9 protein-coding genes and 1 tRNA gene are annotated in these 16,282 nt (G+C 59.0%); 8 read left to right on the plus strand and 2 right to left on the minus strand.

Annotation, left to right across the window (positions count from 1 at the left end; translation table 11 throughout):
* Window positions 1-77: 77 nt before the first annotated feature.
* The 4 genes from ATY76_RS22550 to ATY76_RS33785 all read left to right on the plus strand — a co-directional run bounded on the left by ATY76_RS22550 (window position 78) and on the right by ATY76_RS33785 (window position 9,637).
* A tRNA-His gene (locus ATY76_RS22550) sits at window positions 78-154 on the plus strand.
* 677 nt (window positions 155-831) lie between these two features.
* Window positions 832-8,778 (plus strand): M10 family metallopeptidase, encoded by a 7,947-nt coding sequence (locus tag ATY76_RS22555; protein ID WP_088676902.1) that lies wholly within the window; start codon window positions 832-834, stop codon window positions 8,776-8,778.
* A gap of 205 nt (window positions 8,779-8,983) precedes the next feature.
* Entirely contained in the window at window positions 8,984-9,421 is a 438-nt protein-coding gene (locus tag ATY76_RS22560; protein WP_088676903.1) for a DUF4174 domain-containing protein, read from the plus strand.
* 48 nt (window positions 9,422-9,469) lie between these two features.
* Entirely contained in the window at window positions 9,470-9,637 is a 168-nt protein-coding gene (locus ATY76_RS33785) for a hypothetical protein (RefSeq protein ID WP_088676904.1), read from the plus strand.
* On the opposite strand, the gene ATY76_RS22570 is transcribed toward ATY76_RS33785, so the two are convergent.
* Complete coding sequence (locus tag ATY76_RS22570) at window positions 9,634-10,515, minus strand: LysR family transcriptional regulator (RefSeq protein ID WP_088676905.1); 882 nt, start codon at window positions 10,513-10,515, stop codon at window positions 9,634-9,636. The two genes, ATY76_RS33785 and ATY76_RS22570, sit on opposite strands and share 4 nt — an antisense overlap.
* Window positions 10,512-10,826 carry a putative quinol monooxygenase gene (locus tag ATY76_RS22575; protein WP_088676906.1) on the minus strand — a complete coding sequence of 105 codons (315 nt, stop codon included), beginning with the start codon at window positions 10,824-10,826 and terminating at the stop codon, window positions 10,512-10,514. The genes ATY76_RS22570 and ATY76_RS22575 overlap by 4 nt, the downstream gene beginning before the upstream one ends.
* Before the next feature lie 169 nt (window positions 10,827-10,995).
* Between ATY76_RS22575 and ATY76_RS22580 the strand changes: the two genes are divergently transcribed.
* From ATY76_RS22580 to ATY76_RS22595, 4 genes are all read left to right on the plus strand, one after another.
* A complete protein-coding gene (locus ATY76_RS22580) occupies window positions 10,996-12,492 on the plus strand; it encodes a CoA-acylating methylmalonate-semialdehyde dehydrogenase (protein WP_088676907.1) in 1,497 nt (498 codons plus the stop codon).
* A gap of 273 nt (window positions 12,493-12,765) precedes the next feature.
* A complete protein-coding gene (gene rirA / locus ATY76_RS22585) occupies window positions 12,766-13,248 on the plus strand; it encodes an iron-responsive transcriptional regulator RirA (protein WP_088676908.1) in 483 nt (160 codons plus the stop codon).
* A gap of 337 nt (window positions 13,249-13,585) precedes the next feature.
* Window positions 13,586-15,181 (plus strand): ABC transporter substrate-binding protein, encoded by a 1,596-nt coding sequence (locus ATY76_RS22590; RefSeq protein ID WP_088676909.1) that lies wholly within the window; start codon window positions 13,586-13,588, stop codon window positions 15,179-15,181.
* Window positions 15,182-15,269: 88 nt separating this feature from the next.
* Window positions 15,270-16,274 carry an ABC transporter permease subunit gene (locus tag ATY76_RS22595; RefSeq protein ID WP_088676910.1) on the plus strand — a complete coding sequence of 335 codons (1,005 nt, stop codon included), beginning with the start codon at window positions 15,270-15,272 and terminating at the stop codon, window positions 16,272-16,274.
* Window positions 16,275-16,282: the final 8 nt, after the last annotated feature.

Raw genomic sequence — 16,282 nt, forward strand, 5'->3', positions numbered from 1 at the left:
ATATTGGCGAGGAATTTGGACTTGAATTCATCGCCAAGTCCTCGTATGTGACCCCCATCGCGCCGAGCGCGGTTTATGCGGTTGTAGCTCAGTTGGTTAGAGCGCAGGTTTGTGGCACCTGAGGTCGGAGGTTCGAGACCCCCCAACCGTACCATTCTCCCCACGTCAGTTCCTTATCAGGCAGATCGTTTCAACGAATGTCATTTCGCACGCTAATCCTCTCTCTAGGTATTTAACTGTATCGGTAGCGATCCTGTCCCGAGGTTGGATTGTTTTGCCAAAGGGGGTGGGGCGCCTCTGAAAAGGAACGCCGTTTCAACGGCAAATTTGCTGCTTATTTGCCACATCCACTCGAACATTTGCGAAGTGCAACCCGCGCGTATGGTGCCATGCTGCGCTGTGGGCTAAATGTCCGGAAGCAGTAGCAATGAGGTCGACAATTGCGACAATCCACCCAGCAAAATCGCGGAAAATGCGAACAACGAAGCCGATCGCGCGGCATGAGAGACGGGACAACTTCGGCGGCGTCGAGCCAATGCGGGCCTGCCTTTCCGATATCACCGAGTCTCAGGCTTATTAAATTTCAGCAGATGACTGTAACCGCAATTTAAGTGCCGTCGTGGCAAGCAATTGGGGGGCGGATGCGAGATAAAGAATATTGGACTATGTTATCTGGCCTTCAGCATCGGTTGCATATGAAGCGATCCATCGGTGGTTGCGAACGTCAAACACCTGAAGCGGAATAAAGCTTTTAGTTGAATTATCCTCTGATTTGGAGCAGGGGAAATGGGCATTAGACGCGGCGGAATGAAATAGGCAAAAGGGGATTTTATGTCGGGCATTTTTACCGCCACGAAGAACGTGTACTTGACAGGGGATAAGAAAGTTGACGGGCTTTTCAGCGGTGTTGCCTGGGACGGTACGATAACCTATGCATTTCCCACAGTTTCGACTTCGTACTTCTATAGCGGAGAAAAAGATTACAGTTTCTCTGCGATTTCTTCGGATCAGCAGGCCACAGCCTTGTTTTTCATGGAGCAATCCTACGGGAACACGGCAAATGACGGCTTTTCGGTAGAAGGGTTTACAAACGCCAACTTTGAGGCCGGGAGCGCCGATACGGCAACTATCAGGTTCGCTCAGTCATCGGATCCCCTTCTTGATACAGCGTGGGCCTATTATCCGGATCCTGGCTTCAGCGGCGGCGATGTCTGGTTCGGGACAGGATATGCCGGCACGGAATCCGACTATCGCTATCCGGAGTTCGGCAACTATGCGGGACATACGTTGGCACATGAGTTGGGTCACGCTCTGGGGCTGAAACACGCTCACGAACCGGATTTTTTTTACAATCCGACGGTCGTTCCGAGCGCCTACGATTCAGTCGAATATACGATCATGACCTACCGCACATATGTCGGCGATAATACGAGCGGCGGGTACACGTATGAAGCTGACGGCGCGCCACAAACCTTTATGATGCTCGACATCGCCGCCTTGCAGAAAATGTATGGAGCGGATTACACCACGAACAGTGGCGATACCGTCTATAAGTGGAATCCGGACGAGGGCATCACCTATGTCGACGGGGTTGCGGCGATCACGCCCGATGCCAACCGGATCTTCGCGACAATCTGGGACGGCGGCGGCATCGACACCTATGATTTGAGCGCTTATACCACCGCCCTCAAAATCGACCTGCGAGCAGGCGGGTATTCGGTCTTTTCCCAGAGACAGTTGGCTGATCTGTGGGGCGGTCCGAACAACGGCTATGCCCGCGGCAATATTTTTAACGCACTCCTTTTCAATGGCAATGTTGCGTCCTTGATCGAGAATGTTCAGGCGGGCTCGGGCAACGACAACATTGTCGGCAACGAGGCGAACAATACGCTTTGGGGCAATGCGGGAGATGATTCGCTCTATGGTGGCATTGGCAACGACACGCTGATCGGGGGTGTTGGTTCCGACTGGATGGTGGGCGGAGCGGGCAACGACCTCTATGTCGTCGACGATAGCTTCGATTTTGTGATCGAGAGTTGGAATGAGGGGACGGACACCGTCGAGACGGCGCTTTCAGGCTATACGCTTCGCAGCAATGTCGAGACCCTGACCTATACGGGATCTGCCAGCTTCACCGGCACCGGCAATGCGCTCGCCAACACGATCACCGGCGGCGCAGGCGATGACACGCTGGATGGCGGGGCCGGTGCGGACAGCTTGATCGGTGGCGACGGCAACGACACCTATGTGGTCGACAATGCCGGCGACATCATTACAGAAGCTGCGGGCGTCGACACTGTTCGCACGACACTGGCGAACTATACGCTTGGCGGCGACCTCGAGAATCTTAACTACATCGGCACGGGAGCTTTCATCGGAACAGGCAATAGCCTCGCTAACACGATCAGGGGCGGTGCAGGTGCCGATACCCTGGACGGAAAGGCCGGAGCAGACATACTGATCGGTGGTGCGGGCAATGACACCTATATTGTCGATGACGTTGCCGACATTGTCACCGAAGGGCTGAACGAAGGAAGCGATCTGATCAAGACGGCGCTGTCTTCCTATGCCTTGACCAATATTGCCAATGTCGAAAACCTGACCTTCACCGGCACCGGCGATTTCCTCGGAACTGGAAACAACCTCACCAATACGATCACCGGCGCCGCCGGCAACGACACGCTGGACGGCGGCGCCGGTAACGACATGCTGATCGGTGGTGCTGGCAACGACCTCTATCTAGTCGACAGTGCGAGCGACGTGATCTACGAGGCGGTCAGCGCCGGCACCGACGAAATCCGCACGGCTCTTACAAGTTATATGCTCGGCAACAATGTCGAGATTCTGAGCTATACGGGATCCGCCAACTTCACCGGCATCGGCAACGCCCTGGCCAACACGATCATCAGCGGCGCCGGCAATGACTTTCTAAATGGCGGGGCAGGTGCGGACAGCTTGATCGGGGGGGCTGGCCACGACACCTATATCGTCGACAATGCCGGCGATATCGTCACCGAAGCTGCCGACGAGGGAACCGATACGGTTCGCACGACATTGGCAAGCTATACGCTTGGCAGCGATGTCGAGAATCTCACCTATACCGGCACGGTCGCCTTTGCCGGAACAGGCAATGATCTCGACAACACGATCCAGGGCGGGGCAGGTGCCGATACCCTGGACGGAAAGGCCGGGGCAGACATGCTGATCGGCGGTGCGGGCAACGACACCTATATTGTCGATAACATTGACGACGTGGTCACCGAAGGGCTGAATGCAGGCACCGATCTGATCAAGACGGTGCTTTCAAGCTATACGCTCGGCAACAATGTCGAGAACCTGCAATATACGGGATCGGCCAGCTTCACCGGCACCGGCAACGCGCTCCTCAACACGATCACCGGCGGTGTCGGCAACGACACGCTTGACGGCGGCATCGGCAATGACGCGCTGAACGGCGGCGCCGGCAACGACACACTGATCGGCGGGGCCGGTTCCGACACGATGTCGGGCGGGAAGGACGACGACATCTATGTGGTCGATATTGCGACCGACGTGGTGATCGAGAATGTGAATGAAGGGACGGACACGGTCCAGACGGCGCTTGCCAGCTATATGCTCGGCAACAATGTCGAGAACCTGACCTACATCGGCTCCGCCAGCTTCACCGGCACCGGCAATGCGCTCGTCAACACGATCACCGGCGGCGCCTTCAATGATACGCTGAATGGCGGGGCCGGTGCGGATACCCTGATCGGCGGTGAGGGCAACGACACCTACATCGTCGACAATGCCGGCGACATCGTCACCGAAGTTGCCGACGAGGGGATCGATACGGTTCGCACGACATTGGCAAGCTATACGCTTGGCAGCGACGTCGAGAACCTCACCTATACCGGCACGGTCGCCTTTGCCGGAACAGGCAATGATCTCGACAACATGATCACCGGTGGTGTTGCCGCCGATACGCTTTCCGGCGGCGTCGGCAACGATACGCTGAATGGCGGGGCCGGGGCCGATCGTTTGATCGGTAGTGATGGTGACGACATCTATATCGTCGACAATGCCGGGGACCTCGTCACCGAGAACGCCAATGCAGGGACCGACACGGTTCGCACGACCCTGAGCGCCCACACACTGGCGGCCAATGTCGAGAACCTCACCTACATCGGAACGGCAGCCTTTACCGGGGCAGGGAATCTGCTCGACAACGTTATCACAGGTGGTGTTGCTGCCGACAAGCTTATGGGCGCTGCGGGCAACGACACACTGATCGGTGGGGCCGGTTCCGACACGATGCTGGGTGGGATTGGCGACGACATCTATGTGGTCGACATCGCGACCGACGTGGTGATCGAGAATGTGAATGAAGGGACCGACACGGTCCGGACGGCGCTTTCAGGCTATACGCTCGGCAACAATGTCGAGAACCTGACCTATACCGGATCCGCCAACTTCACCGGCACTGGCAATGTGCTTGATAATACGATCACCGGCGGCGCCGGCAACGACACGCTGAATGGCGGGACCGGTGCGGACAGCTTGATCGGCAGAGCGGGCAACGACACCTATATCGTCGACAATGCCGGCGATACCGTCACCGAAGCTGCCAATGAGGGAACCGACACGGTTCGCACGAACCTGGCGAGCTATATGCTGGCCGACAATGTCGAGAACCTGACCTTTGCCGGCATAGGGACATTCGCTGGTACCGGTAATAGTCTCGACAACACGATCACGGGTGGGGCTGCCGCCGATACGCTTTCCGGCGGCGCCGGCAATGACACGCTGGATGGTGGAACCGGCGCGGACAGCTTCATCGGTGGTGATGGCGACGACACATATATCGTCGACAATGCCGGCGACCTCATCACCGAAGCCGCTGATGAAGGGACCGACACGGTTCGCACGACAGTGGTGAACTATACGCTTGCCGACAATGTCGAGAACCTTACCTTTACCGGCATGGCAGCCTTTACTGGGACAGGCAATAGCCTCGCTAACACGATCAGGGGCGGGGCAGGTGCCGATACCCTGGACGGAAAGGCCGGGGCAGACATGCTGATCGGCGGAGCGGGCAATGACACCTATATTGTCGATGACGTTGGCGATGTGGTCACCGAAGGGCTGAATGCGGGAGGCGACCTGATCAGGACGACGCTTTCTTCCTATGCCTTGACGAATATTGCCAATGTTGAAAACCTGACCTTCATCGGCACCGGCGATTTTAGCGGGACTGGAAACAGCCTCGTCAATACGATCACTGGCGGCAGCGGCAACGATCTTCTGGACGGCGGCGCCGGCAACGATACGCTCACCGGCGGTGCAGGCAATGACACGCTTGACGGCGGCGTCGGCAACGACACGTTGGACGGCGGCGCCGGCGACGATATCTATGTGGTCGACAGTGCGAGCGATGTGATCAAGGAGGCGGTCAGCGCCGGCACCGATGAGATCCGCACGGCGCTTGCAGCCTACTCGATCGCCTCATTGGTCAATGTCGAGAACCTGACCTATACGGGATCCGCCAACTTCACCGGCACCGGCAATGCGCTGGCCAACATCATCACAAGCGGTGACGGCAACGATATGCTGAACGGTGGGGTCGGTGCTGACAGCTTGATCGGCGGTGAAGGCAACGACACCTACATCGTCGATAATGCCGGCGACATCGTCACCGAAGCCGCCGACGAGGGAACCGATACGGTTCGCACGACACTGGCAATCTACACGCTTGGCAGCGATCTCGAGAACCTCGCCTATATCGGCACGACAGCCTTTGTCGGAACAGGCAATGATCTCGACAACGCGATCACCGGTGGCGCCGCCATCGATACGCTTTCCGGCGGCGCCGGCAATGATGTGCTGAATGGCGGGGGCGGGGCCGATCGTTTGATCGGCGGGGAAGGCGACGACACCTATATTGTCGACAATGCCGGCGACATCGTCACCGAGGCCGCTAATGAGGGAACCGACACGGTTCGCACGACGCTGGCAAGCTATACGCTTGGCAGCGATGTCGAAGATCTCACCTACATCGGCACGACAGTTTTTGTCGGGATAGGCAATAGCCTCGACAACACGATCACGGGTGGGGTTGCCGCCGATACGCTTTCCGGCGGTGTCGGCAACGATACGCTGAATGGCGGAGCGGGGGCCGATCGCTTGATCGGCGGGACGGGCGACGACACCTATATCGTCGACCATGTCGGCGACCTTGTCACCGAAGCCGCCGACGCGGGGACGGACACGATCCAGACGGCGCTTTCAGGCTATACGCTCGGCAACAATGTCGAGAACCTGACCTATACCGGATCCGCCAACTTCAGCGGTGCCGGCAATGCGCTTGATAATACGATCACCGGCGGCGTCGGCAATGACACGCTGAATGGCGCGGCCGGTGCGGATACCTTGATCGGCAGAGCGGGCAACGACACCTATATCGTCGACAATGCCGGCGATACCGTCACCGAAGCCGCCAATGAGGGAACCGATACAGTTCGCACGAACCTCGCGAGCTATATGCTGGCCGACAATGTCGAGAACCTGACCTTTGCCGGCACAGGCACATTCGCTTGTACCGGTAATAGTCTCGACAACACGATCACGGGTGGGGCTGCCACCGATACGCTTTCCGGCGACGCCGGCAATGATGTGTTGGATGGCGGGGTCGGTGCGGACAGCTTGATCGGCGGTGATGGCAACGACATCTATATCGTCGACAATGCCGGCGATATCGTCACCGAAGCGGCCGATGAGGGGACCGACACGGTTCGCACGACAGTGGTGAACTATACGCTTGCCGACAATGTCGAGAACCTTACCTTTACCGGCACGGCAACCTTTACCGGGACGGGCAATAGCCTTGCCAACACGATCAGGGGCGGGGCAGGTGCCGATACCTTGGACGGAAAGGCCGGCGCAGACATACTGATCGGCGCAGCCGGCAACGACACCTATATTGTCGATAACGTTGGCGACATGGTCACCGAAGGGCTGAACGAAGGGGTCGATTGGATCAAGACGACGCTTTCAAGCTATACGCTCGGCAACAATGTCGAGAACCTAATGTATACGGGATCTGTCAGCTTCACTGGTACCGGCAATGCGCTGATCAACACGATCAGCGGCGGCGCGGGCAACGACACGCTGGATGGCGGAGCCGGTTCGGACAGCTTGATCGGCGGTGGCGGCAATGATCTTCTGGACGGCGGCGTCGGCAACGACACTCTGGATGGCGGTGCCGGCGACGACATCTATGTGGTCGACAGCGCGAGCGATGTGATCAAGGAGGCGGTCAGCGCCGGCACCGACGAAATCCGCACGGCGCTTGCAGCCTATTCGATCGCCGCATTGGCCAATGTCGAGAACCTGACCTATACGGGATCCGCCAACTTCACCGGCACCGGCAATGCGCTGGCCAACATCATCACCGGCGGCGCCGGCAATGATGTGCTGAACGGTGGGGCCGGTGCGGACAGCTTGATCGGCGGTGATGGCAACGACACTTATATCGTCGACCATGCCGGTGACGTTGTCACCGAAGCCGCCGACGAGGGGACCGACACGGTTCGCACGACGCTGGCAAGCTATACGCTTGGCAGCGACCTCGAGAACCTCACCTATATCGGCACGGTGGCTTTTGTCGGGACAGGCAATGATCTCGACAACACGATCACCGGTGGCGCTGCCATCGATACGCTTTCGGGAGGCGCAGGCAATGATGTGCTGAATGGCGGGGGCGGGGCCGATCGTATGTTCGGTGAGGTGGGCGACGACATCTATGTTGTCGATCATGCCGGCGACATCGTCACCGAGGCCGCTAATGAGGGAACCGACACGGTTCGCACGACGCTGGCAAGCTATACGCTTGGCAGCGATGTCGAACATCTCACCTACATCGGCACGACAGTCTTTGTCGGGATAGGCAATAGCCTCGACAATACGATCACGGGTGGCGCTGCCGCCGATACGCTTTCCGGCGGTGTCGGCAACGATACGCTGAATGGCGGAGTGGGTGCCGATCGTTTGATCGGCGGGACGGGCGATGACACCTATATCGTCGACAATGCCGGCGACGTTGTCACCGAAGCGGCCGACGCGGGGACCGACTCGGTTCGCACGACATTGGCAGGCTACACGCTCGGCAACAATGTCGAGAGCCTGACCTATACCGGGTCCGCGAACTTCAGCGGCGCCGGCAATGCGCTGGCCAACACGATCACCGGCGGCGTCGGCAACGATATGCTGAACGGTGGGGCAGGTACGGACACCTTGATCGGCAAAGCGGGCAACGACACCTATATTGTCGACAATGCCGGCGATACCGTCACCGAAGCCGCCAATGAAGGAATCGACACGGTTCGCACGAACCTCGCGAGCTATATGCTGGCCGACAATGTCGAGAACCTGACCTTTGCCGGCATAGGGACATTCGCTGGTACCGGGAACGAGTTGAACAATATTATCGTCGGCGGCAGTAGCTCTAATACGCTAACGGGCGGCGCCGGCGATGATATCCTCACTGGCGGAGCGGCGGCTGACGTGTTCGTTTACTTGGCGAATTGGGGCCATGATACGATCACAAACTTTATAGCAACCGGCTCCGCACATGACGCGATCTCGATCGATAACAGCATTTTCGCTGACTGGGAGTCGCTTTTTGCGGCAACCGAGCAGGTCGGGAAGGATACAATCATTACTGCCGATGCCGACAACACCATAACGCTAAGGGATGTGGCTCTTTCAAGCCTTCAGTCGTGGGACTTCTTGTTTGCGTGATCGATGCTCGGACGACATCGCGGCACATTTTTGCCGGAAGGGGGCTAAACCCGTAACAGCGTGACGCGGATATTGACGCATGTTGTTGAGGGCGGAGCTCTTTAAATCACGGTAGGCGCTGTGCAGGAACGAAAAACCAGGATCCCGTCGATCAGATGGAACCCGCGCCATCCCGGGCCGTTCTCCAAGATGATGGAGAACATGCATGTCGAAAACCCTGCTATACGGCGCGATCAAGATCGACGAGACGAACAGCGCCTATTCGCCGGTTGAAAGTCTTGCGGCCTTCCAGTGGAAGAACCGGGTCTTCATCCTTTTCTCCGACGGGGACAATGCCCGCGCCGCCCGCCAGGAAAATCAACTGATTGCGGATCGAAGCGCGCTCGACGAGCGCGATCTGGTGGTGCTGAAGGTGTCGGGCGACACTGTGCGGTCGCTTTTCGGCGCGGCCGGGGATCTGGACGGGCAAGCGCTGCGTCGTGACCTGGAGGCGTCCGAACCGGGTGAATTTTCCGCCTTCCTTGTCGGCAAGGACGGTACGGTCAAGCTCAAGGTCAGCGAGCCGATTACCGGCGGTGAACTTTTCGCGATTATCGACAGCATGCCGATGCGCGCCGCAGAAGCGCTGAAGCCGGACAAATAATCCGACCGAACATCGTTTACGACGAACATCATGAAAGGAAGGGCGGCCATGTCCCTGCCGAACGAACCGATTCCCGATCAGCCGCCGATGCCGGCACCCGGCTGGAAGCCGGTACCTCCGATCAAGGAACCGGAGCCGGACCGGCTGCCCGACGAGGCGCCCGTCCCAAATCCCGACGAGAACGACGAGCCGGCAAAACATACGTTCCGGCGCTAAAGGAAGATGTGCCGCTCGGCGCTGACGAGTTCCTGGAGGAAGTCGGCGACGCTCCTGACGCGCAAGAGATCGCGCGCCGTTTCGTGATAGGTCGTCCAGTAGGCGCGACGAATCGAAATATCAGGCAGGATGCGCTGGAGTTCGGGATATTGCCGGGCGATGTAGTCATGCAGGATGCCGATGCCGGCCCCCGTGCGGACCGCCTCCGTCTGACCGATCGCAGTCGAGATTTCGAAGCCCGCATCCCAGCTGCGCATGACTTCGCCGGAAAAATTCAGCGACGCGGTGAAGATCAGGTCTTCGACATAGCCGATGCGCCGATGCGCCTTGAGCGCGTCGATATCCGCTGGTGCTCCCTGCGAAACCAGGTACTCCCGCGAGGCATAGAGGCCGAGCGTATAATCGGTCAGCTTCGAGGAAACGAGCCGGCCCTGCTCCGGCCGTTCCAGCGTGATGGCGATATCGGCCTCGCGCTGCGACAGCGAGAAGGAGCGCGGCACCGGCACGAGCTGGATTTTCAATTCCGGATGGCGCTCGATCAGCCTGCCCATTCGCGGCGCGAGAAATGAGACGCCGAAACCGTCGGGCGCGCCGACGCGCACCGTGCCGGCGATTGCCGTGTCGGTGTGGCCGAGATTGGCCTGCACTGCCAGCATTTCGGTTTCCATGCGCTCGGCAGCGTGCAGGAAGACCCCGCCTTCGGCCGTCAGCTCGCAGCCATTCGTGCGGCGGATGAAAAGCCGCGTCTTCAGCGCCTCTTCGAGCGACGTCAGTCGCCGTGAAAGCGTGGCGTGATTGAGCCCCAATCGCTTCGAAGCGGCAAGAATTTGCCCGGTGCGGGCGACGGCGAGGAAAATGCGGACATCGTCCCAGTTCATGGCTTGGCACGCATGGCAATTGGATCGACGTCCATCAGCGTCAGCGATGTCACCATGTCGGCCGTCTCACGCTTATATTTGAGGAAATGCGGCGTCTGCAGATGGGCCTCGTAGGCTTCCTGATCGGCGTAGACCTCGAGGATACGGATCTGGTTTGGATTGTCTCGGATGGAAACGGCGTCGAGTGAGAGGACACCGTCTTCCAGCGCAAGCGACGCCTCGATTTCTTCCTTGAGCGAGGCTCGATAGGCTTCGAGCGTCTCCGGATCAATCTCCAGCTCCGCCATTCTGACAACAGGTTTCCGGTTCATCGGCTCGACCTTCCCTGGGGTTTGACTTGTCCTTGCGCCGGACCAAGTTTGAGGCAGCAATATGTGTCATCGGACTACAATATGCGCACAACGGTTCCTTATATCAGCGCATTGATTTGTGCAAATTGAAGTGCCATTGTAGGGCATCCCAAGAACAGGAGGAACACCCATGCGTGAGATCGGTCATTTCATCGGCGGCAAGCATGTTGCCGGCACCAGCGGCCGCGTCAGCAACGTCTACAATCCGGCGACCGGCGAAGTGCAAGCGACTGTGGCGCTGGCAAGCGTTGAGGAGCTGCGCGCCGCAGTCGAAAACGCCAAGGCCGCGCAGCCGAAATGGGCTGCCACCAATCCGCAGCGCCGCGCCCGCGTGTTCTTCAAGTTCGTCGAACTCCTGAACCTGCACATGGACGAGCTGGCCGAAATGCTCTCCAAGGAGCATGGCAAGACGATCGAGGACGCCAAGGGCGACGTCATTCGCGGCCTCGAGGTCTGCGAATTCGTCTGCGGCATCCCGCATCTCGCCAAGGGCGAATTCACCGAGGGTGCGGGTCCGGCGATCGACATGTATTCGATCCGCCAGCCGGTCGGCATCGGCGCCGGCATCACCCCCTTCAACTTCCCCGGCATGATCCCGATGTGGATGTTCGCGCCGGCGATCGCCTGCGGCAACGCCTTCATCCTGAAGCCGTCCGAGCGGGATCCGTCCCTGCCGATCCGCCTCGCCGAACTGATGATCGAAGCTGGCCTGCCCGCCGGCATTCTCAACGTCGTCAACGGCGACAAGGGCGCGGTCGACGCCATCCTCACCGATCCCGATATCGGCGCCGTTTCTTTCGTCGGCTCGACGCCGATCGCCCGCTACGTCTATGGCACGGCGGCGATGAACGGCAAGCGCGCCCAGTGCTTCGGCGGCGCCAAGAACCACATGATCATCATGCCGGATGCCGACATGGATCAGGCTGTCAACGCACTGATGGGCGCAGGCTACGGTTCTGCCGGCGAGCGCTGCATGGCGATCTCGGTTGCCGTTCCGGTCGGTGAAGAGACTGCCAACCGCCTCGTCGAAAAGCTGACGCCGAAGATCGAATCGCTGCGCATCGGCCCTTACACCGACGACAAGGCCGACATGGGCCCGCTCGTCACCAAGGAAGCCTATACCCGCGTTCGCGGCCTCATCGACCGCGGCGTCGAAGAAGGCGCCAAGCTCGTGGTCGACGGCCGCGATTTCAAGCTCCAGGGTTATGAAGACGGCTATTTCGTCGGTGGCTGCCTGTTCGATCATGTCACGCCCGAGATGGATATCTACAAGACCGAGATCTTTGGACCTGTCCTCTCTGTCGTTCGCGCCAACAATTACGAAGAAGCGCTGTCGCTGCCGATGAAGCACGAATATGGCAATGGCGTTGCGATTTACACCCGTGACGGCGATGCCGCCCGCGATTTCGCTTCGCGCATCAATATCGGCATGATCGGCATCAACGTTCCGATCCCGGTTCCGCTCGCCTACCACTCCTTCGGCGGCTGGAAGGCATCGAGCTTCGGCGACCTCAACCAGCACGGCACCGATTCGATCAAGTTCTGGACGAAGACCAAGACCGTCACCGCCCGCTGGCCGTCCGGCATCAAGAGCGGCGCAGAATTCGTCATGCCGACGATGAAGTGATCTGCACGATCGATAGACTTGCAATTCGGGGGCCTCGTGGCCCCCGTTTTATTTGCTGTCTTGGAAACCGCCGCACCGCAGCGATATGCTCCTCCGTCCCGGCACGCGCCGGGCGCAGGGATGGCGTTCTGGATTGCAACCAGAAGATTTCGGCGCAGGATTGACGACGCGGCAATTGGCCTCATAAGCTGAATGCGAATTTCATATTTTGGAATTGTTCAAAACTAGCAAACCGCCTATATAGGTCTAAATAGCACGAGTCGGGAGATCGGCATGCGGTTGACGAAGCAGACCAACTATGCGGTTCGCATGTTGATGTATTGTGCTGCCAATGAAGGGCACTTGAGCCGGATTCCGGAAATTGCCAAGGCTTACGGGGTTTCCGAACTCTTTCTTTTCAAGATCCTCCAGCCGCTGAACAAGGCGGGTCTGGTCGAGACCGTGCGCGGCCGCAACGGCGGCGTGCGCCTGGGCAAGCCGGCGGCTGAAATCACGCTCTTTGATGTCGTACGGGTGACGGAAGACAGTTTCGCCATGGCCGAATGCTTCGAGGACGACGGCATGGTCGAATGCCCGCTGGTCGACAGCTGCGGCCTGAACTCGGCTTTGCGCAAGGCGCTCAATGCCTTCTTCGGCGTGCTTTCGGAATATACGATCGACGACCTGGTCAAGGCGCGTCCGCAGATCAATTTCCTTCTCGGCTTGACCGGCGAACAGGAATACCGCAAGCCCGCGATCGTGGCGCCGGCTGCCTGAATTTAAAGAGCAGCGCAGACTTCTTGAACCGCGGTTGCCTGGGCAGCCGCGGTTTTTGTTTTGCGGCGGCGAACCGCTCCGAAAGCCCAGCAATGTCGGCCAGATGTCGCCTCTGGCGGCGTTTTTATACCAAATGCGACAAAATTCCGGTCGTTTTTGTGCGAATATTTCCAATTGAGGCTGATTTTTGACTGAAAATTTCTAAAATTGTCCAACTGGAAAAATTTTCTCCTTAGCCCGTTGCTTTCAGTAGATAAATGTCGTTCCATCGACCGTCGATCGGGATGCCTATCTGCGGTCTCCAGACATCAAAAAAGAACAACCGGGAAACAATACTATGAAAAAGATCTCTGTCATGCTGGCAGCGACGGCCCTGATTTCGGTCATGGCGACGTCGGCCTGGTCCAAGACCCTTGTTTATTGCTCCGAGGGCTCGCCGGAAGGCTTCGACCCGAGCCTCTACACGGCAGGGACGACCTTCGACGCGTCGTCGCGCACCGTCTACAGCCGCCTCGTCGAATTCAAGCACGGCGGCACCGAGATCGAACCCGGCCTGGCCGACAGCTGGAGCGTTTCGGACGACGGCAAGGAATACACCTTCAAGCTTCATCCCGGCGTCAAGTTCCAGACTACCGACTTCTTCACCCCGACGCGCGATTTCAACGCCGACGACGTCGTGTTCTCTTTTGAGCGCCAGCTGAAGTCCGACAATCCGTGGAACAAGTATGTCGAGGGCGGCTCCTACGAATATGCCGCCGGCATGGGCTTCCCTGACCTCATCAAGTCGGTCGAGAAGGTCGATGACCTCACGGTCAAGTTCACGCTCAACCACCCGGAAGCGCCGTTCCTTGCCGACCTCGCCATGGATTTCGCTTCGATCGTTTCCAAGGAATATGCCGACAAGCTTGCCGCCGACGGCAAGATGGCGCAGCTGAATCAGCAGCCGCTCGGCACCGGCCCCTTCACCTTCGTCGCCTATCAGCCGGATGCTGTCATCCGCTACAAGGCGAACGAAACCTATTTCAAGGGCAAGGAAAAGATCGACGATCTGGTTTTCGCCATCACCTCTGATGCGGCTGTCCGCGCTCAGAAGCTGAAGGCCGGCGAATGCCACCTGATCCCCTATCCGAATGCCGCCGACGTTCCGGAACTGAAGAAGGATGGAAATCTGGTCGTTCAGGAGCAGGCCGGCCTCAACGTCAGCTACCTCGCCTACAACACGCAGATGGCGCCCTTCGACAAGCCGGAGGTTCGCCGCGCGCTCAACATGGCGATCAACAAGCAGGCGATCGTCGATGCCGTCTTCCAGGGTGCGGCCACCGTTGCCAAGAACCCGATCCCGCCGACCATGTGGTCCTATAACGACGCCGTTCAGGACGAAAAATACGATCCGGATGCAGCCAAGAAGGCGCTTGCCGATGCCGGCGTCAAGGATCTCAGCATGAAGGTCTGGGCGATGCCCGTGTCGCGTCCCTACATGCTGAACGCGCGCCGCGCCGCCGAACTGATCCAGGCCGATTTCGCCAAGGTCGGCGTCAAGGTCGAGATCGTCACCCATGAATGGGCCGAATATCTGAAGCTCTCCTCCGACGTGAAGCGCGACGGCGCCGTCATCCTCGGCTGGACCGGCGACAACGGCGACCCGGACAACTTCATGGATACGCTGCTCGGCTGCGATGCCGTCGGCGGCAACAACCGCGCCCAGTGGTGCAACAAGGAATATGACGACCTGATGACCAAGGCCAAGATGACCGCCGATGTCGGCGAGCGCACCAAGGCCTATGAGCAGGCCCAGCTGATCTTCAAGAAGGAAGCCCCATGGGCGACCCTCGATCACTCGCTCGTCTTCGTTCCGATGAGCAAGAAGGTCTCCGGCTTCCAGATGGACCCGCTCGGCATTCACCGTTTCGACGGCGTCGACGTATCCGAATAACAAGAATAATGTAAGAATGCCCGGCAGAGCTGGGCGCAGCCGGCGGTCAGGCACCCCCTTGACCGCCGGAAACTATTGGACATCTGCCATGTTGCGTTTTTTCCTCGGCCGCTTCGCGGTGCTGATACCGACATTCCTCGGCGTTTCCCTGATAGCCTTTTCGTTCATCCGCCTGCTTCCCGGCGATCCCGTCATGCTGCTGTCGGGTGAACGTGTCATGGCGCCGGAACGGCACGCCCAGATCATGCACGATCTCGGTTTCGACCGGCCCATGTATGTGCAGTATTTCGATTATCTCGGAAAAGTGCTGCAAGGCGATCTCGGCACCTCGATCGTCACCAAGCGGCCGGTGCTCGGCGAGTTCCTGACGCTGTTTCCGGCGACGCTGGAACTTTCCTTTTGCGCCATCATCCTCGCGGTCTGTCTTGGCGTGCCCGCCGGCGTCTTTGCGGCCGTCAAGCGAGGCACGTGGTTCGATCAAAGCGTGATGGGCATTGCCCTCGTCGGTTATTCCATGCCGATTTTCTGGTGGGGCCTGCTGCTCATCATCTTCTTCTCCGGTTATCTCGGCTGGACTCCGGTATCCGGGCGCATCTCGCTGATGTATTTCTTCAAGCCGGTGACTGGCTTCATGCTGATCGACAGCCTGCTGTCGGGCCAGAAGGGCGCCTTCGCCTCGGCCGTCAGCTATCTCATCCTGCCGACCATCGTGCTGGCGACCATCCCCCTTGCCGTCATCGCGCGCCAGACGCGCTCGGCGATGCTCGAGGTTCTGGGCGAGGACTATGTCCGCACAGCGCGCTCGAAGGGCCTGAAGCCGTTGCGTGTCGTCGGCGTGCATGCGCTGCGCAATGCGATGATCCCGGTCATCACCACGATCGGCCTCCAGATCGGCGTTCTCCTTGCAGGCGCTATCCTCACCGAGACTATCTTTTCCTGGCCAGGCATCGGCAAGTGGATGGTGGATTCGGTGTTCAAGCGCGACTACGCCGTGGTCCAGGGCGGTCTTCTGCTGATCGCCGGCGTCATCATGCTGGTCAATCTGATTGTTGACGTTCTCTACGGCTTCATCAATCCGCGTATTCGTCACTAGGAGCGGTC

The sequence above is a fragment of the Rhizobium sp. R339 genome, from assembly GCF_002211395.1.
Classification (GTDB): Bacteria; Pseudomonadota; Alphaproteobacteria; order Rhizobiales; family Rhizobiaceae; genus Rhizobium.

Coding starts and splice junctions, on each gene's coding strand:
- ATY76_RS33785 (WP_088676904.1), top strand. CDS start 9,470: ATGTCCCTGCCGAACGAACCGATTCCCGATCAGCCGCCGATGCCGGCA.
- ATY76_RS22595 (WP_088676910.1), top strand. CDS start 15,270: ATGTTGCGTTTTTTCCTCGGCCGCTTCGCGGTGCTGATACCGACATTC.
- ATY76_RS22580 (WP_088676907.1), top strand. CDS start 10,996: ATGCGTGAGATCGGTCATTTCATCGGCGGCAAGCATGTTGCCGGCACC.
- ATY76_RS22555 (WP_088676902.1), top strand. CDS start 832: ATGTCGGGCATTTTTACCGCCACGAAGAACGTGTACTTGACAGGGGAT.
- ATY76_RS22560 (WP_088676903.1), top strand. CDS start 8,984: ATGTCGAAAACCCTGCTATACGGCGCGATCAAGATCGACGAGACGAAC.
- ATY76_RS22590 (WP_088676909.1), top strand. CDS start 13,586: ATGAAAAAGATCTCTGTCATGCTGGCAGCGACGGCCCTGATTTCGGTC.
- rirA (WP_088676908.1), top strand. CDS start 12,766: ATGCGGTTGACGAAGCAGACCAACTATGCGGTTCGCATGTTGATGTAT.
- ATY76_RS22570 (WP_088676905.1), bottom strand. CDS start 10,515: ATGAACTGGGACGATGTCCGCATTTTCCTCGCCGTCGCCCGCACCGGG.
- ATY76_RS22575 (WP_088676906.1), bottom strand. CDS start 10,826: ATGAACCGGAAACCTGTTGTCAGAATGGCGGAGCTGGAGATTGATCCG.